The sequence below is a fragment of the Mycolicibacterium agri genome, from assembly GCF_002553505.1.
In the GTDB taxonomy this organism is placed as follows: domain Bacteria; phylum Actinomycetota; class Actinomycetes; order Mycobacteriales; family Mycobacteriaceae; genus Mycobacterium; species Mycobacterium agri.
In genome coordinates this window covers 1-17,412 of record NZ_PDCP01000024.1, presented here as the reverse complement: position 1 = coordinate 17,412, position 17,412 = coordinate 1, and the positions used below count along the sequence as shown (strand labels likewise).

General features: G+C 64.0%; 19 protein-coding genes. 11 read left to right on the top strand and 8 right to left on the bottom strand.

Annotated features, from left to right (window positions below):
- Positions 1 to 58 precede the first annotated feature (58 nt).
- The 4 genes from CQY20_RS14895 to CQY20_RS14880 all read left to right on the top strand — a co-directional run bounded on the left by CQY20_RS14895 (position 59) and on the right by CQY20_RS14880 (position 4,598).
- Positions 59 to 694, top strand: coding sequence for a (2Fe-2S)-binding protein (locus tag CQY20_RS14895; protein WP_097940857.1), 636 nt, complete (start codon positions 59 to 61; stop codon positions 692 to 694).
- Positions 695 to 742: 48 nt separating this feature from the next.
- Entirely contained in the window at positions 743 to 1,678 is a 936-nt protein-coding gene (locus CQY20_RS14890; RefSeq protein WP_234816258.1) for an FAD binding domain-containing protein, read from the top strand.
- Positions 1,675 to 3,840, top strand: coding sequence for a xanthine dehydrogenase family protein molybdopterin-binding subunit (locus CQY20_RS14885; RefSeq protein ID WP_097940856.1), 2,166 nt, complete (start codon positions 1,675 to 1,677; stop codon positions 3,838 to 3,840). Before CQY20_RS14890 ends, CQY20_RS14885 begins: the two co-directional genes overlap by 4 nt.
- A 188-nt stretch (positions 3,841 to 4,028) precedes the next feature.
- Complete coding sequence (locus tag CQY20_RS14880; RefSeq protein ID WP_097940855.1) at positions 4,029 to 4,598, top strand: hypothetical protein; 570 nt, start codon at positions 4,029 to 4,031, stop codon at positions 4,596 to 4,598.
- Positions 4,599 to 5,180: 582 nt separating this feature from the next.
- Here the strand turns inward: CQY20_RS14880 and CQY20_RS14875 are convergent.
- Both CQY20_RS14875 and CQY20_RS14870 read right to left on the bottom strand, forming a co-directional pair.
- Entirely contained in the window at positions 5,181 to 6,272 is a 1,092-nt protein-coding gene (locus CQY20_RS14875; protein ID WP_003894740.1) for a fatty acid desaturase family protein, read from the bottom strand.
- Positions 6,273 to 6,394: 122 nt separating this feature from the next.
- Positions 6,395 to 7,153, bottom strand: coding sequence for a TetR/AcrR family transcriptional regulator (locus tag CQY20_RS14870; protein ID WP_003894739.1), 759 nt, complete (start codon positions 7,151 to 7,153; stop codon positions 6,395 to 6,397).
- A 223-nt stretch (positions 7,154 to 7,376) separates the two neighbouring features.
- Between CQY20_RS14870 and CQY20_RS14865 the strand changes: the two genes are divergently transcribed.
- The 7 genes from CQY20_RS14865 to CQY20_RS14830 all read left to right on the top strand — a co-directional run bounded on the left by CQY20_RS14865 (position 7,377) and on the right by CQY20_RS14830 (position 11,701).
- Complete coding sequence (locus tag CQY20_RS14865) at positions 7,377 to 7,874, top strand: hypothetical protein (RefSeq protein WP_097940854.1); 498 nt, start codon at positions 7,377 to 7,379, stop codon at positions 7,872 to 7,874.
- A gap of 25 nt (positions 7,875 to 7,899) precedes the next feature.
- Positions 7,900 to 8,127: a hypothetical protein gene (locus CQY20_RS36340; protein ID WP_474630423.1), complete on the top strand. Its 228-nt coding sequence runs from the start codon at positions 7,900 to 7,902 to the stop codon at positions 8,125 to 8,127.
- On the top strand, positions 8,124 to 8,303 hold the full coding sequence (locus tag CQY20_RS14855) for a DUF6131 family protein (RefSeq protein ID WP_003894736.1): 180 nt from the start codon (positions 8,124 to 8,126) through the stop codon (positions 8,301 to 8,303). The genes CQY20_RS36340 and CQY20_RS14855 overlap by 4 nt, the downstream gene beginning before the upstream one ends.
- Before the next feature lie 145 nt (positions 8,304 to 8,448).
- Positions 8,449 to 8,850, top strand: coding sequence for a hypothetical protein (locus CQY20_RS14850; protein WP_097940853.1), 402 nt, complete (start codon positions 8,449 to 8,451; stop codon positions 8,848 to 8,850).
- 272 nt (positions 8,851 to 9,122) lie between these two features.
- Positions 9,123 to 9,278, top strand: a complete 156-nt coding sequence (locus tag CQY20_RS35485) for a DUF6131 family protein (protein WP_097940852.1) — start codon at positions 9,123 to 9,125, stop codon at positions 9,276 to 9,278.
- A 521-nt stretch (positions 9,279 to 9,799) separates the two neighbouring features.
- Complete coding sequence (locus tag CQY20_RS14835; RefSeq protein ID WP_003894734.1) at positions 9,800 to 10,990, top strand: carboxylate-amine ligase; 1,191 nt, start codon at positions 9,800 to 9,802, stop codon at positions 10,988 to 10,990.
- 207 nt (positions 10,991 to 11,197) lie between these two features.
- Positions 11,198 to 11,701: a DUF5994 family protein gene (locus tag CQY20_RS14830; protein ID WP_097940850.1), complete on the top strand. Its 504-nt coding sequence runs from the start codon at positions 11,198 to 11,200 to the stop codon at positions 11,699 to 11,701.
- A 60-nt stretch (positions 11,702 to 11,761) separates the two neighbouring features.
- On the opposite strand, the gene CQY20_RS35480 is transcribed toward CQY20_RS14830, so the two are convergent.
- The 6 genes from CQY20_RS35480 to CQY20_RS14800 form a co-directional block, all read right to left on the bottom strand.
- Positions 11,762 to 11,965, bottom strand: a complete 204-nt coding sequence (locus CQY20_RS35480; RefSeq protein ID WP_011728984.1) for a hypothetical protein — start codon at positions 11,963 to 11,965, stop codon at positions 11,762 to 11,764.
- A 60-nt stretch (positions 11,966 to 12,025) separates the two neighbouring features.
- Positions 12,026 to 12,559, bottom strand: coding sequence for a DUF5994 family protein (locus tag CQY20_RS14820; protein WP_036453209.1), 534 nt, complete (start codon positions 12,557 to 12,559; stop codon positions 12,026 to 12,028).
- A gap of 160 nt (positions 12,560 to 12,719) precedes the next feature.
- Positions 12,720 to 13,514 (bottom strand): TniQ family protein, encoded by a 795-nt coding sequence (locus CQY20_RS14815; protein WP_097940849.1) that lies wholly within the window; start codon positions 13,512 to 13,514, stop codon positions 12,720 to 12,722.
- Positions 13,515 to 13,571: 57 nt separating this feature from the next.
- A complete protein-coding gene (locus CQY20_RS14810; protein ID WP_029104311.1) occupies positions 13,572 to 14,606 on the bottom strand; it encodes a TniB family NTP-binding protein in 1,035 nt (344 codons plus the stop codon).
- Positions 14,594 to 16,669 (bottom strand): Mu transposase C-terminal domain-containing protein, encoded by a 2,076-nt coding sequence (locus tag CQY20_RS14805; protein WP_174814778.1) that lies wholly within the window; start codon positions 16,667 to 16,669, stop codon positions 14,594 to 14,596. Before CQY20_RS14805 ends, CQY20_RS14810 begins: the two co-directional genes overlap by 13 nt.
- Before the next feature lie 6 nt (positions 16,670 to 16,675).
- The gene (locus CQY20_RS14800; RefSeq protein WP_097940848.1) at positions 16,676 to 17,296 is read right to left on the bottom strand and encodes a TnsA-like heteromeric transposase endonuclease subunit; all 621 of its coding nucleotides are present in this window, start codon (positions 17,294 to 17,296) and stop codon (positions 16,676 to 16,678) included.
- Between the last annotated feature and the right edge of the window lie 116 nt (positions 17,297 to 17,412).

The following is a 17,412-nucleotide window of genomic DNA, read 5'->3' as shown; positions in this document are numbered from 1 at the left end:
CGCAGCTGCCTACTTAGTGTTGCCTTGTGCGCCACCATCGACGCTCGGAGGATCCCACGTGACGACGAACGAAACGCAGGGCAGCGCCACCACGGGAGCTCTTCATGACGTGTGGCAGATACGAAGGCGGACGTTCATCGGCGCTTCGATGACCGTCGGCGGAGCCATCGGGGCGCTGCCACTGATGACCAGCTGCTCAACCGAAGACCGTGACACGGAGCCGCAGTCGTCGACGACGGTTCGGATGCGCATCAACGGCGAGGACCGCGACATTGAAGTCGACAACCGCACGTCGCTGTTGGACATGCTGCGTGAACGAGTCGGCCTTACCGGGACCAAGAAGGGCTGCGACCAAGGCGCATGTGGTGCGTGCACCATCCATCTCAACGGAGAGCGTGTGGTGTCGTGTCTGACCCTCGCGGTCATGCACGACGGTGCGGAGATCACGACGATCGAGGGTCTGGAACAGAACGGGCGGCTGCATCCGTTGCAGCAGGCGTTCATCGACCACGACGCCATGCAATGCGGCTATTGCACGCCCGGCCAGATCATGTCCGGGGTGGCGTGCATCCGTGAGGGCCGCGCCGGCACACCGGAAGAGATTCGAGAAGCGATGAGCGGCAACATCTGCCGGTGCGGCGCCTACGTCAACATCGTGGATGCGGTGGCCGCGGTCGCGCAGCGGGGGGAGTGATTCGTGTACCCGTTCTCGTACATGAAGGCCGCCGACGAACGGTAGGCGCTGGATGCTGCTAGCTCGGGTGGTCGCTTTATCGCCGGCGGCACTACCCTGATCGACCTGATGCGGGAAACGGTCGAGCGGCCCGAGTCCATCATCGACATCAACGATCTGCCGTACCGCGACATCGACGCACGGCCGGACAGGCTGCGCATCGGAGCGCTGGTGCGAATGTCTGAGCTGGCCGCACACCCAGTGGTCCGGACCGAGTATCCGGTGATCGCAGAGGCGTTGAACCTGAGCGCTTCTGCGCAATTGCGAAATATGGCCTCCATCGGCGGCAATCTGATGCAGCGGCCTCGGTGTCTGTACTTTCGCGACGTCACGGCGGCGTGCAACCGTCGCGAGCCAGGCAGCGGCTGCCCGGCCATCGGCGGGCGCAACCGCACCCACGCCATTCTGGGCACCAGCGATCGCTGCGTGGCCACCCACCCGTCCGATCTTGCAGTCGCTCTCGCGGCGCTCGACGCTCGGATAGTCCTGCGAAAAGCTGATGGCGAAAGCACAATTCGGCTGGCCGACTTCTACCGCATGCCTGGGTTGACTCCCGAGCGTGAGCACAATCTCGAGCCGGGTCAGTTGATCGTCGCCGTCGAGGTTCCGGCGACGCCGAGTGCACGTCGCTCGGGGTACCTGAAGGTGCGCGACCGCGCCTCCTACGAGTTCGCGATCTGCTCGGTGGCGGTGATACTCGACATGCAGGGGCCGACGATCTGGTCGGCGCAGGTGGCCGCGGGCGGCGTGGGCACGGTCCCGTGGCGCCTACCCGCGGTCGAGCGCGCGCTGGCGGGACGGCCGGCGACTCCTGACGTCATCCGCGCGGCGGCCGACGTGGCATCTGACGGCGCACGACCGTTGTCGGAGAACGGATTCAAGGTTGATTTGCTCAAACGCACCGTCGCCCGTCAGGTCGAGACGATTGCAGGTGTTGTCCGATGACGGCCCCGCTGGCGTCACCGGCGGTAGCCGGGCGGGCGGTGCCCCGGGTGGATGGCCGCCTGAAAGTCACCGGGCAGGCGCGTTACGCGGCTGACGCCGACGTTCGCGACGTACTGTTCGCGTCCATCGTCGCCGCCACGGTGGCGCGCGGTGCGGTCGACGCCGTCGACACCGACGCGGCGCGCCGGATACCGGAGGTTGTCGACGTCATCACCGACTTCGACGGGCTTACACTGCCATACGACCCCAAGCAGGTGGCAGCGTTCGGCCAGGCGGTGGCCGTCGTCGTCGCGACCACGTTGGAAGCCGCGATGCACGGTGCTTCCCTTGTGTCAGTGCGATACTCGACGCAGCCACAGCTGACCGACATCGATTCCCGCGACGTCACGGCGCAGACACCCAGTCCCAGTCGTGATTACTCGCGAGGAGACGCCGACCGAGCACTGCGCAACTCCGCCGTCGTGACCGATCTGCGCTATTCGATGGAGCGCAACAACCACAATCCGATGGAGATCAGCGCGACGGCGGCGCGGTGGGAGGGCGACCGGCTGACGGTGTGGGACAAAGTGCAATCCGTCAGCGGTGCCCGCCAGCAGTACGCCGACGGTCTCGGTATCCCGCCCGAAAACGTGCGAGTGATATCGCCGTTCGTCGGCGGCGCCTTCGGTAACGCAGGCCAGGTGTGGCCGCATCAGCTGATCGCGGCCCATGCGGCGCGCCGCGTCCGGCGGCCGGTCAAGTTGATGTTGACGCGGCGGCAGCTCTACGCCGTGACCGGGTACCGGCCGCGGAACCGGCAGCGGCTGGCGATCGGCTCCGACCGGTCGGGCCGCATCGCCGCCATCGTGCACGAAGGCACCGTCGAGGTGTCCCGGTACCGCCCGTACGTCGAAAATGTCAGCGGCTCAGCGAGCTACATGTACCAGGCACCGAACATGCGCTCGGCGCTGCGGACGGTCCAGCTCGACGTCAACCCGGGCAATCAGATGCGCGGCCCGGGACACCTGTCAGGGAACTTCGCGCTGGAGTCGGCGATGGACGACCTCGCGCACAGGCTCGGAATGGACCCGATCGAGCTGCGGCTGCGCAACGAGCCGACACAGGATCAGGAGAATGGCATCCCGTTTTCCAGCCGGCGGCTCACCGAGTGCTTGCGGTCCGGTGCAACGGCCTTCGGTTGGTCGCGGCGTAACGCCGTGCCCCGTTCTGTACGAGAGGGCGGCCAGCTCATCGGTCTGGGCATGTCGGCGGCGAGCTTCGTCACTCTCGTCAGCCCATGTGCCGCATCAGCCCGTATCCGTTCCGATGGTGCCGTCGAGATCTTCTGCGGAGCAAGCGATATCGGCCCGGGCACGTATACGGCGATGAGTCAGATCGGGGCCGACGCGCTCGGCGTGGCCCTGCATCGAGTGCGATTCACATTGGGCGATAGTGCATTACCCGTTGCACCGGCTCAGACGGGATCTCGGACAATGGCCAGCGCCGGCTCTTCGATCCACAATGCCGGCACGATGTTGCGCGATCGGATTGTGCGTATGGCCGTCACTGATCCGGGATCGCCGTTGCACGGGTTGGCGCCCACAGAGGTAGACGTCGTCGACGGCCGCATGCGGGCGCGCAGCGATCCTGCGCGCGGTGAGCGGTACGAGGAGCTGCTGCGCCGTCGGCGCCTCGACGAGCTTTCGGTCGAGCAGCAGTGGAGTCCTGACGCTGCGGGCGAACGGTTTTCGATGCATGCCTTCGGTGCCGTTTTCGCCGAAGTCGCTGTCGACGAGGCGTTGGGCACTGTTCGGGTCCGGCGGATGTTTGCCAGCTATGACGCCGGTCGCATCGTGAATCCGATGCTGGCGCGCAGCCAGGCCATCGGCGGCATGGTGATGGGGATTGGGGCGGCGTTGCTCGAGGCGACTCATCTCGATCACCGCGACGGGCGGATCGTCAACGCCAACATGTCGGACTACCTGGTACCGATCAACGCCGACGTGCCCGAGCTCGACGCCGAGTTCCTGCCGGGCGAGGATCTGATCGCTGACCCGATCGGCGTGAAAGGCATCGGCGAATTGGTCATCGTCGGAGTGCCCGCCGCGATCGCCAACGCTGTCTTCAACGCCACGGGACGACGGGTGACCAACCTGCCGATCACGCTCGACAAGCTGGTGTAGAGGGCGGCGCACAAGGGTCTGCACCGACCTACGCGCCGCGAGACGGAATTTGCGCAGCAGAAGTGCGAGCACGGTCCTGCAGCGACTCCGATTCGCGGTCGTGGGCTGAGCTGAGGACCCTGGGAGAGAGCGTTCGACGGCGGAAATTGCCGCAATCCTGACGTGCGCGCACGTAATACGCTTTTGTCGTGTCGATCCGGTTGGTGCTTCTGCCGTGGTGGGCGCGCACGGTGTGTGCGACGGGACTTACGTGGCTAGTGGCCTTCGCCGGGTTGGCGGTTCAGCACGCCCGCGGCCATGGTTTCGGCATTCCGCCTCTCGGGTTCGTACTCATCGGTGCCGGCTGCTTGATCGTGGCTGCGCTGATCGCCATAGCCTGGGGCCAGGACCGCGACCGCTACTTGGATGCCCTCAGCGTGACAACCTCAAAAACCGAGCGCATGCAGGCTATCGCCGCGGTCCGGCGAGGCCCGGTACCGGAGAACCCGCGGGTACGGGAGGCGGCCGCGCGTATGGCACAGATTCAACTCGGCGCGATTCGCGGGACGCGCATCGCCACCGTGACTTTCTCGCTCCTGGTGGCCATTTGGTTGTTCCAAGGGGTGTTGGCTGCCCTCGACCATCGACCCGGTGAGGCGCTACTGAATGCAGGCATCGCCGCGCTTTTTGCCTTCGCCCTTGTATCGGCGCCATGGACGCGCCGGCGGCTGCAAGCCCGTGTAGAAACGTTGCGGTCGACCGACAATCCCTCGTTGTAACCCCAAAGCGTCGGTGTGCTGATCCTGTGCGTCGCGCTAATGTCGGTGTCGAAGCAACGATCGGAGTGCACTGTGGCAGAGCAGAATCCAACCACGTCCGACGCAATACTGTCGGTTGGGCTGGACCCGGGTGCGATCGACTATTGCAATCATCCTGGCCTGGATCAGGCTGCTGTTCGAGCGCGTGGTGAACGTCATCAACGAGATATCGCCTGGGGTTGCGTTCTGCTTCAACACATCACCGGAAACCACCATCGATGCCTTGCGCCGCTGGGTCGCTCCAACCGCGCGCCCACACCGGCACTAACCGTCAGATAGTTCCGGGACGGCAAATCCTGAGCCTTGCAGTGTGATAACTCGGGCACGGTGCGGCCACGAACGTATGGCCTGTGGAGGCGTTTCGCGCCTTCGGGATCCATAGCGCATACGCTCGTAACGCGCCTAGAGGTTGGGATGCGTCCGGCTGCGCTGCTGTCCGTTCTCATTGAATCTGGGGCAAGTATTCGACCGTGACCCGAGGCACCCCAGATTGAGTGAGAATTTGGTCCGCGCGTTTTCTCATCGAATCTGGGGTAATTCGGGCTAGTTTTCTTTCCGCATTTTCCGCCGGTCATCTGGGAGTGCGAGCGTGAGAATGGTGCGCAGGGTGTGCCGGTACTGGCGTGTGAGCGGACCGGTTGTGTAGGGCAGGCCAAAGCGTGCGCATAGAGGTTGAACTTGCCGGGCGATCTGGGCGTAGCGGTTACTCGAAAGGTCGGGGAATAGGTGGTGCTCGATCTGGTAGCAGAGGTTTCCGCTGAGGAATGCTAATACGGGTCCGGCGTGGAAGTTCGCGGTGCCCAGCATTTGTCGCAGGTACCATTCGGGTTTGGTCTCGTCCTGTAGGGCGGCGGGCGTGAATTTCTGTGTGCCGTCGGCGAAATGACCACAACAGATCACCACGTAGGCCCAGACGTTGCGCAGCAGGTTGGCGACCGCATTCGCGGTGAGGGTGCGGCGCCATCGTCGAAGACTCAGCGCGGGAAAGATCAGATAGTCCTTGCCGGCTTGGCGGGTGATCTTGCCGACCAGCGATCTGGTGAGAGCGGATTTCTCGGCGCGAGTCGCCGCGCTTCGCTGCTGGGATTCCCAGCCCTGCAGTGCGATGCCCCATTCGAACATGATGGCCAGCAGAATGTTTCGTAGGGGCTGCAGCAGATTGCTCAACCGCCACGGTTGGTCGGGGGTGACCCGCATGATGCCGTATCCGAGGTCGTCGTCCATGCCGATGACGTTGGTGAACATGTGGTGGCGGTAGTTGTGGGCGTAGCGCCATTGCGCGGAGACGCTGGCCATGTCCCATTCCCAGGTACTGGAGTGGATTTCCGGGTCATTCATCCAGTCCCATTGACCGTGGCAGATGTTGTGGCCGAGTTCCATGTTCTCGATGCTCTTGGCGGTGGCGAGCGCGGCGGTGCCGAGCGCGCAGCCGGTCTTGGTGCGGCTGGCGGCGATGATCAGCCGTGCGGTGACGTCCAGGCAGCGCTGAAACATGATGGCGCGCTGGATGTATGCCCTGTCTGAGGCGCCGCGCGAGTTCTCGATGTCGCGACGGATGGCTCCTAATGCGTCGCCGAGTGCCTCAAGGTCGGTCTTGCTGAGGTGGGCGTATTCGGCGACGTTGGTGATGGCCATCGGTGTCTCACCGAGACTCAGTAGGCGCCGGCGGGGTGCCCTGGCGGCGTGCGGCTGTCGCAGCATGTGGGGTGTTTGGGCGGGTCATTGTGGTCACGTCGGTTTCAGGGTCGTGTGGGGGGTTATCCGGGTTCGGGTGCGCGCGTGGGCATACCGCCAGGCATGTCGAGTCGGGTGGCCAGTCCGGTAAGCAGAATGTCGAGGCCGCGGTCGAGTTCGGCCAGGCCGTCGTAGGCGGCCCAGGTCGGGGCGAGGTCGCGGACGTGCGGGAATTCGCCGATCGGCAGCCGGTGCAGCCCGAGCCGCATCACGTGGTCGGTTTCCTCGGGGCGTTCGACGATCTCCTGCAATTCGGTGAGCACGTGGCCGTAGAGGAATCCGAACAATGTGCGGTATACGTGCAGTGCGTCGGGCCCGGTGAAGCCGCATCGGGTCAGCAGGGCGAGGATCTGTTCGAGGTGGCGCAGGATGCCCGGTGGCCGCATGCCGAGCGGTGTCGCCAGGGGGCGGGTGACCAGCAAGGGCACCACGTTGGGGTGGGCGCGTGCCAGGTTTCGGAAGTCGTGGCCCAGGCGGCGCAAGGCGGCGATCCAGTCCGGTGTTGTGGTGTCCAGGGAGAGTTGTTCGAAGATCATCTCGACCACCCCGTCGAGCACGGCCGCCTTGTTCGGCACGTGCCGGTAGAGCGCCATCGGATCACGCCCGAGCGCTTCGCCGAGGCGTCGCATCGACAGCGCGTCGACGCCGTCGCGGTCGATGATGTCCAAGGCACCGGCCAGGACCGCTTCGCGGGTGATCGGCCGGTTCTGGCCGTTCTCGGTGGCGTCGGCGCTCGGGGCGCTATCTCCCGGACCTGATGGACCCGCTGGTGGTTGGGTCATGGACGAAGCACCACCTTCCGGTTGCGGCTGCGCTGATGTCTGCTCCGGGGAACCCCGCATGGCTGACATGTCGATCGCGGGCCAGCCGATACGGACGCGTGCGCTCGGTGCACACGCATTTCTGCGTTCGACATCTACATCGTAGACCTATTCTGTATGTCTACAACGTTGACATTGGGGTGAATGCGGCGTGTACTGGACTTCTACAGATTGAAGTGTCGCCATGCTCGTCATTGTTGGATTGGTTGTTCTGCTCGTCGCGGTGATCGTGGGGTTCACCGGGGCGCTTCTCAATGCGGGACCCGCGCACCCATTGACGGAGAACTTCGATGTCTTCGGCTATCACGTCACCGGGTCGACGGGCACGCTGTTCCTGTTCGGGATCGTCATCGGCGCGGCCGCGATGCTGGGGTTGAGTGTGCTGCTGGCCGGCGCGCAGCGCAGCGCGGGACGCGGGCGAGCCGCCCGCCGTGAACTCGACAGGTCACGACGTGAGACCGCGTTTCTGAATCAGGAGCGCGATCGGCGGCTCGAACACGACCAGGACCACGCCGTCGCAGCCTCGGCGGTGCCCCCGCAGCGCGCCGTCCCCAGCCGCAGCAGAGATGCTCGGTTCGGCCGGTGGTGGCACGGTGGACAACCGGTGCGCGCCGCCGGAGTCGACACCGCCGGTAGGCCAACCCCGGCCGATACCTCCAGCCCGCGCTCGCGGGGGCGGTGAACACCGAAAACCAAGGAGCACGTAAATGAGCGTCGGTAAGAAGATCGCCCACAAGGCCGAATCCGCCAAGGGCACGGTGAAAAGCTCTTCGGTCGCGCCATCGGCAACACCCGCCTGCGTACTGAAGGACGCGCCGATCAGTTCAAGGGCAACACCAAACAGGCCGGCGCCAAGGTCAAAGACGCCTTCAAACACTGATCTGAGCAACACCGTGCCCGGACACACCTACCCAGAAACTAGGCAACCGCCATGATCGTCCTCGGAATCATCCTCATCGTTCTGGGGCTCCTGCTTCCCAGCCTCGTCCCCACGTTCGCGTTCGCCCACATAGTTTTGGTCGTCGGAGTCATCCTGCTGGTCGTCGGCCTGCTCATGATGCTCATGGGACGGATGGGTCACGCTGTCGGCGGCCGCCGCCACTACTACTGAGCGACCACCGTCAACGGCGGACGGCACAATCCCTGGCGGCCCCGCGGACTCCACCGCGCCGGCCACCCAGTACCTCACGCCGCCGAGAGCATTCCTTAGCCTCCGGCCACCAAAATTTCACGCTCAACCAACCCAAGGAGCCGACATGCCCACCAGCAGTATCGTTTTGATCGTCGTCATCGTCATCGCGGCCATCTTGCTTATCGCCGCAATCGTGTGGGTGGCGCGTAACAAACGCAACGAACATCGTCACGTAGCAGCCGAAGAGATTCGCGAGGCCGCCAGGGACGAGACGCCGCAGGTTCGGCAGCGCGAGGCACGCGCCGACGAGACCGCCGCCCGGGCCCGCGCCGCTCAGGCTGAATCCGACGTCAAGGCAGCCCAAGCGTCCGGTCTGCAACAGCAGGCCGTCGCCTACCGCAGCGAGGCAGAGACCTCCCGCCACCAGCTCGACGAGCAGTGGGACCGCGCGGACACGATGGATCCGACCTCGCAAACACCCGATATGCCCAGAACTGCCGACCGCAAGGAACACCAAGCCCACTGACCGTCGCCAGCTCAAACCTCGCACCCCGCCTGAAATCGCCACTCGCGCAACAACGTAACATCGCTGGACCGCAAAATTCACAGCCATCGGCGGTAGCTTGCGTACCCGCAACCAATCTGCGTGTCATCGCTGAATCGCAGGATTTGGACCGGTTCACGACCAAGACAGGAGCGTCGCCATGACGCCACAACCGAGACGAAAAACGATCAGAACTCGACCGTACCCGCGCGCACGCCGCGGCTTAGGCTGAAACCTAAGGCGCCGCACACCGGATCGTTCTGGGGCTCCTCCTTCCCAGCCTTGCCACCACATTCGCGTTCGCCCATATTGTCTTGGTCGTCGGCGTCATCCTGCTGGTCGTTGGCCTGCTCATGATGCTGATGGGGCGGACGGGTCACGCCATCGGCGGCCGGCGTCACTACTACTGACCGGTCCGCAACGCTGACCGGGTCGATGCGGGTCGTGGCCGACTGACCCCGGACGCGCAACGACATACCCACTTCGACACTGGTCAGCGATGCGATGCCCTCAGCCATACCCCCTCACGCCAACAAATTCATGTTTCAACAATCACAAGGAGCCGATATGGCTACCAGCAGTATCGTTTTCGTCGCCCTCGTCGTGTTCGCGACGACCATACCTATCGCTGCCTTCGCGTGGGTGGCGGGCAATGAACGCCAGAAAGATCCCTCTGCCACGCCCGACAACATCCAGCAATCCGTCAAAGCGGACCCACCGCAATTTCGGCGGCGCGAGGCGTGGGCTGACGAGGCCGCCGCCCGCAGCACTCCGCATGGCCAGAAGCCGACATCTGGGCGACCGCAGTATGGGGCCTGTGTCAACGGGACGGCGTCCGCCGCAACGCGGCGCCGGATCCCGTTGAACAGCTCGACGACCCAGTGGGACCGAGCGGACACGAGGGATACCGTCCCACAGGCGCCCCATGAGCATGCGTGAATGCCGATCACAAGAAGCGTCAGGACAATTGACATTCGCCAAGACGCCACGGACGGTCGGCATAGAGGAAGAGTTCCACCTTGTCGACCTCACAACCAGGCGGCTGGCAACGCGGGCACCAGAGCTGCTACCGCTGCTGCCTGACGGTTATGTGGCCGAATTGCAGAGCTGCGTGGTCGAGACCAACGGCAGTGTGGTCAGCACGCTTCCGGAATTGCGGGCTGATCTGACAGCGCGGCGTCGAGTCCTCGTCGATACCGCCGCCACACTCGGGTTGGGAGTGGTTGCCGCAGGCGCGGTTCCGCTGTCGGTGCCCAGCGAGATGCGAGTGACCCAGACTTCCCGTTATCAGCAGATGCTTGCCGACTATCAGCTGTTGGCGCGCGAACAACTGATCTGTGGAACCCAGATCCACGTTGGAATCGACGATCCTGATGAGTCTGTCCTAGTGGCCGGTCGGGTAGCCGCCTATGTTCCCACTTTGCTTGCGTTGAGCGCGAGTTCGCCGTTCTGGTCCGACGGATCTGACACCGGCTACAGCAGTGTCCGCACATTGGTTTGGCAGCGATGGCCGACCACTGGATTGGCGCCTCCGGCCACGTCAGCCGCCGAGTACGACGCGTTGATCTCCGATCTGATTGCAACGGGGGTGATCACCGATGCGGGGATGTCGTATTTTGACGTCCGCCCCGCCTTGCGCACTCCCACCTTGGAGCTACGCGTGTGTGATAGCTGTCCCCGCGCCGACACCATTGTGCTCATCGCGGCGTTGTTCCGCGCGCTCGTCGAACGCGAAATCGAGGGACTACGTGCCGGGGTGCCTGCCGCCATCGTGGTGCCCCCGCTCGGCCGTGCTGCGCTGTGGCGAGCTGCCCGTTCAGGCCTGGAAGGCGACCTGGTGGACTTGATACATCCGGCGAGTCGCCCCGCGGGCGATGTGGTTACTGATTTGGTCCAGATGCTCCGTCCGCAGCTGGAGGCATCCCGAGATTGGCAGACGGTCGAGGAGTTGGCACGCAGGGCACTGGCAGAGGGCAGCTCGGCGGCTCGGCAACGTCGCGCCATGCGCATGCGCAACAGCCTTCTCGACGTCGTAGATCACCTCATCGCTGAGACCGCTGACGTCGCAACGGTGGCCAACGACGCATTGCCAACCCAGCGTAACGGGTCTGACCGAGGCTGAGAGTCACCGCCGGCATGTCGAATATGTTTCGCCTGACGCAGCCTGTATTCGGGCCGATCCGCGTAGAATCAGCACTATCAGCGGTATTTCGTGCGCACAACAAATTTCGTGTGTCATCGCTGATTTGAAGGGGCCGCGGGACGCGGTCCAGATGGGAGCGTCATTGTGACGCCACAGCAGACACGCAGAAATGATCAGAACTCCATCGTGCCGGCACGTACGCCGCGCCTACGGTTAAAGCCCAAAGCACCCCAAAGCGGGTATGTCGACGGGGCCTGGTGGCCCCACAGCGATGACCTCCGCGCAGAGCTTCCAGACCTTTTGGCCGTGCTGTCGGTACGCCTGGGCCGCATCGACCGGGTGCTGTATCACCTGAATGCATGGGCGGAGGCGCCACGAAAGCTCATCACCGGAGGGCGGACGGTCCGCTTGGATGGGTATCGGCTTCAACCGATCAACACCATTGATGTTCTCGGGCTCGACGGTGACCGGCTCACGCTCCTGGTGATTCCGCCCCACACCAATGCCAACGACGCCCACCGCACCATGATGACCGCGGCGCAACCTCACAACGCCGCGACCGTCGACGGATTGCTCACGATCAGCCAGCGAGACCGGGACACACGCAACCAGGCCTCCACTGCTCAAGAACGCTGGGAATCAGAAGGCGGAACTACGGCTTCCCTACGGCTAGCGCAGCTCCCCGGCTGACACGAACTTTCCCGCGGCCCGGCACCCGCGGGAAAGCGCGCTGGCACTATGTTCGTGCCACTATGAGCGGTGACGAAATAGCCCGTGCGGCTTCCGCTTCTCATCGCCGGCCACCTCGGTCCAGCCCCCTGCAGGATAGGCCACAGGTTGCATTGTTCCGGCACGGACAACCTCCAACGACCCGTCGGCGTGCTTGATGTAGCGGTCACCGAAGCGCGCAAACTCATCAGTGAGGCCGTCGTTGCGGGTTACTTGTACAGTCATGGTTCAAATCCGATCCCTGACGCCATCGTCAGCGTGTTGTTCTTCACAAGCCGTCACCGGTTAGGTATTCGGTTGTGCACTGCGTGATTTCGGTATCTCAGATTCCCAGCGCTGCTGGGCAATGCTGGCTCGGTCCAAGGTGATTCGAACGCGCGGCTCGATGCCGAGAAGCTGGTCCACACTGGTCTCGTCGCTGGGATGTGCGGCCCGCATCATCGTCGCGTGCGCGTCGGAGGCGTCCGTGTGCACAGCCACGACCAGCAGATCGAGTCGACGGAATCCCGGTCCTAGCAGGCTGATTGTTGAGATCGGTTGGCGCTCATCTCCATCCAACCTGACCGGACCGCCACCAGCGTCGAGTTTTCGCGGCGCTGACTGCCAGTCAGACAATCGGTACAGTACCCGTTCGACATGCCCCAACCTGACGGACAACACCGCTAGAAGGTCAGGAAGTTCAGCACTTAGGTCGTTACCGCGAGGCCACCACGCCCCATCGACAAAGCCGATACGTGGCGCCTTCGGTTTCAACCGCAATCTCGGAGTACGGGACGGAATTTGCATCCGTTGCGAATTCTCGGCCGCTTGTAGCGTCATGTGGACGCTCCCATCTGTGGTCGAGCCAATCGACCTATTGATCGATGCTCCAAACCCGAATGGGCAAGCTGCATGACCGAACACCGACATGTTTAACGCTACTCGCAGTCACACAAATTTGCGACAGACGAGGCCGGCGTCTTTCAAGTAGCTGTTGGCGTCAGGAGCCGCGGTGTGGTCCGAGCAATCTGGTGATCGTCCCGGCGGGTCGGTGCATTGCCAGGCGTTGGTCGCATATCCATTGGTCGAGGGCGCCGGTGCTCCCGCAGCGATCGGGGAAATCGGTCTCGATCCGTCGGTGAAGCGCGTCAAGGAGTTGGCCGCTGTGAGGATGGGTCGTGGCAATGTGGGGCCGATAGTCGGCAAGGATGACCGCCAAGGCGACGTGATCGCTGTAGGCGTCGAGGTATTCCTCCACCGTGATTTCTCGAAGCGACAGCACGGGTGTGACGGTGCAGCCTTCACGCCACCAGCAATTCAGGATTCGGCGCGCATCACGCATAGCGAACGGAGCGAAATCCTTGTGCTGGTAGGCCATTCGCGCATGCCTGCGTGCTGCTGTGAGCACTGCCGGACGATGTTCGAGCGGTCGTTGATCGCCCCACCGGTGTGCTGGTGCGCCGATCCATCGGCGATGACGGAAACACACCGTGCGGTGTTCGGGCAGCCAGCAGTAGACCGGTTCATAGATTCCGCGGCGCGCCATACACAGTCGGCACCCGGGTCGTGACCTGCGCAGTTGTTCGGCGAAACCATGGCCTCGGGTGAGGCCTTTGAGCCGAATTTCCAGCAGATCAAGAGGGTAACCGCTGGCAGCTGCGAGCCATTCGGGCCGCGGCTGGTTGCTGACCGCTGTGCCCGACAGATAGGTGTGCAGCACCTTCAGGGGCAGGTGGTTGGCGTGGGCCAGTCGCATCGTGTAGGAATGCACCGTTTCGGTCTGCACCGGCCACACCCTGCGCGGCAACGCGTGTTGTGGTCCTTGCGGCCATGGTCTGGGATTCAAGCCGGTTCAGCTGGCGGTGCGGGCGGCTGCGGTGTGAGCGGCATAGTCGATCAGCACGGTGTCCATCAGCGCTCGCGAGACCTGTTCGGTGCCATCCAGCATGGCCTGGATAGCTGCGGCGCGGATCAGATGGGCAAGGCTGCCGATCATGCCGCCGGTGCGGCGGTGCAGGTATCGCGCCTCGGCAACAAGGGATCCCGGTGGGTGGGAGTGCAGCCGCAAGGTGCCCTCCATCGCTGCCACGAGCTGACGCCATTCTTTAGCGTCCGGGAACGCACTGGTGTGGATAACACCACAGCGCCCGGCAAGCTGGCGTCCGCGGGTGCCGGTGAACAGCCCGGAACGCTCCACGTCGATCCCGGCATACACAAACGTCGCAGGCAGGTGTTCGGTGAAGTATTTGAGGTGATCAGACAGTTCTTCCCCGGCGCGGGTATCCAGGTTGAGGTTGTGGATCTCGTCGACCACCACGATGTCGGTCCTGGCGTCGATGAGCACTTGGCACACCGCGTCGGAGATATCGGTGACGTTCATCCGCGGGTTGAGCATGGGTAAGCCCAGAAACCGGGCGAATTCCATCGCGAGCTTGCGTGGTGAACCTTTCGGCGGTGCGGTCACATACACCACCGGTATGCGGTTGTCGTCGCCGGGGAACCGTGCCCTGGTACGCAGTTCGTGAAATCTGCCCAGTTGTTTGATCGCGGTGGTCTTGCCGGTCGCAGCGGCGCCGGAGATGATCAGGCCACGTCGCGCGCCAATCTCGCGCTGATTGAGCAGGGTCAGCAGTCGGCCTTGGTTGGTGATCGATTCGATCGCCGATGTCGTGACCACCACCAACTCCGAGTGATGCGCTACGCGGGCCTCGTTGTAACGGGTCCGAGCATCGTCGTCTAACTGCGACCACGTCAGATCGTCGAGCAGTTCGAACTCGGGTGCATCGGCCTCAATGAAACGCCGCCAGCCCTCCAACGTGGTGGTGGGCTGGCGGCGATCCTCCAACTGGTTCACGGCCACTGTTTGCGGCTCGGTCACAGTCGCCACGATTGGGCCTCCTTGCGTGCATCGAACACCGGCAGAGGAATCACCTCGGCCACAACGTCTTCACCGTTTGCGTCGTCGGCTGTTTGATCGCTCGGCGACGCACCGTGCTCGGCCGGCGGCCCCGGCACGCCGGGCCAGCCGCGACCGGCGCTAGCAGCACTTGTCCGCCCAGTCACCCGTCGCTCCGCTTTCGTTCGGCCCTGGGGGCCCGCGGCGGCTCGGTCCATCAGATCCTCGGCAACGGCTGCAATCTCGGCTTCCTGCGCCTTCTGGATGCCTGTGCGGTTAGCCACCGTGCGCGCGTGACGCCACAGCATCTCGCCGAACGGCACCGGGGCGCTGCGCAGGTGCGTCCACGTCGCGCCCAGCCAGCCATCGTCGTGGTGATTGCGTATCCAGATTCTCGACACGTCATAGGGGTCGTAATGGACCTCCCACTGTCCGTTGTGGGCATCGACCCCGGAATGCTGGCGGCGGTAAGGGTTGAGCGCCTTGGCGTCATAAGTACGATGATTGATCCGGATCCCGTAACTGTTGATGGTCCGCCACGCCACCGGCAGTAGCTCAACGTAATCGTCGGCGCCCAGCGGGACCGGCACATAGCCGGCGACTTCGACCAGCGCAGCGTATTTCTCGTTGGGGGTCAACGCTTTCCCTGGAGTCACCGGATCCCGCAGACCGTCGTGAGGCCGGTTCTGCCACACCGCGATGATCCACTCGTCCAACAGCGCCTGAAGTTCGATCATCGACCACACCGCATCGTCCTCGGCGTTCTTCCCGCGCCGTTCCACCGACGACCCCACATACCCGGCAACATACTGCGCGAACAGGGTGCTCACAGACTGCAGCGTCCGTTCTACCTTCGGTTTGTCGGTCGGGCAGTCAGGATGAGCCGGTTGCAGATTGATCCCGAGAGTGCAGCACGCCTGCCGAAACGTTTGTGACAGATACGCTTTCCCGTGGTCACACACGACCGTCTCCGGAGCGATTACCGGCCGCGCCGCGGCATCGGCCAGGCGCTGATCAACACTGGTCAAACTGCGGTGCGGCAACACCGACCGCGACATCCGCAGCGCATCCGCCCATCCCGGACGCATTGGCTCCGGCGTCAACGCCCGCGCTAGCAACAACGACGCATCCACCGCCTTGGTCGTCGGCCGCAACACCGCCGCCGGAATCGAACGCGTCGCGTTGTCGACCATCCCGGTCAACTCGACCCGGTCCACCAGACCATCATCCAGAACCACCAGCACATCCAACGGCGTCGAATCGATCTCCACCATCTCCCCGGGCCGCACCACGGTGACCGACCCGAACGGGCCATCCGGCTGCTTGGACAACGACCGCCGCGTACGCGCCGACCCGAACGTATGCCGGCCCTCGGCGAGCCTCTTCACCAGCCGGTAGAACGTCGGCTGAGACGGCATCGCCGGTGCATCCTCGGGTCCATACGCCGCCGCCAACGACTTGGCAACTTGCCGCTGCAAGCGCTGCACTGTCCCCGTCGACAGGTTGGTCTCGCCCTCGATTGCGTCACGCACCGCGGCGACCACACGCTCGTCCACCCGGCCGAACACGTGCCGGCGACGATTGTGTCGCCCATCCACGACGCCCAACAGCCCATCCCGCTCATAGGCGTAACGACGACGCTGCAATGCATTCCGGCTCACCTCATGGCCAGCAGCACGCAACTCGTCCAGCTTGGCCAACTCCCGTTGGCGCAGAGATCGTCTCGCCGTGTCATATTCCGGGCGGGGTCGAGAACCCGGAGCGGCCCCGGGCGGCCGGCCGGTCAGGATCTCGACGATATGTCGCTCCCACCAGCGCGCCAGCTCAACCGCTGCTTCCGGAATTCCCGCCAACATCTCCTCAGAACACAACGGTGGCCGCGACCCTGACACCAACTCCAACGCAGGGTCAACCAACAACTGCGACACCGGCACCACGATGTGCTCACCGACAGCGTCGACCAACCGGACCGACCCACCCGACAAGGCCACAACGGTGAAAACACCTGATGACAAACGGATCTCGTCTCCCACGCGGACCACACCCGTTCGCACGCCAGCTCACCACCCAGCCCCGAGCCCGATCAGCGTGTCATCGCCAAGCGGCGCATCACGCAAATCGGCTGCCAGGCACCCTTGCCAAAGGAGATGAAACAGCACCGGCAGCACCACCAGGGGAGTGCCGACGGCCCGTACTCCAGCCATCAAGGGACGGGCTCGGGTGAACACCTCAGTGAGCTGTTCAGCCAGGCCCACCCGCAGGACTCGTGGGTGTCGATAACCCGACAACCACCGCAGGTTGGCCCGCAGCACCGGATTGAGTGCGCCGACCCGGCGATAATCCCAGCCCACCATCGCGCAGGCCGCCGCAGACCGATCGAACACCTTCTGATCGCCCACCGAGATTCGCTCGTCCTCACGAACATCAACCACCACGGCAGAGCCATCTCGATGACGCACGAAGTAATCCGGCGCGTGTCGAGATCCGTCGGGCCAGTGGAACCAAAACGGTTGCGACAGCACGCCAACCACATCTGGATCGGCATCCAGCGCCATCAGCTGATCACGTTCCACCCACGACTCGTGACCGACGTGCGTACCCGTGGTGGCAAACCACCACAGACCAGGAAAGTTCCGTTGACCGCGAAAAGACGGGAAATTGCGCACCGGTGCGCAGTCCAGTTCAAACCGGACAGCAGCGCATCGCTCAAGTGAACGGCGCTGTCGGCGGCAACTGAATACTGACCAGAGCGCGGCAACTGAATTTTGACCAGCTTCCTGGAGACCCTTGGCTCGGG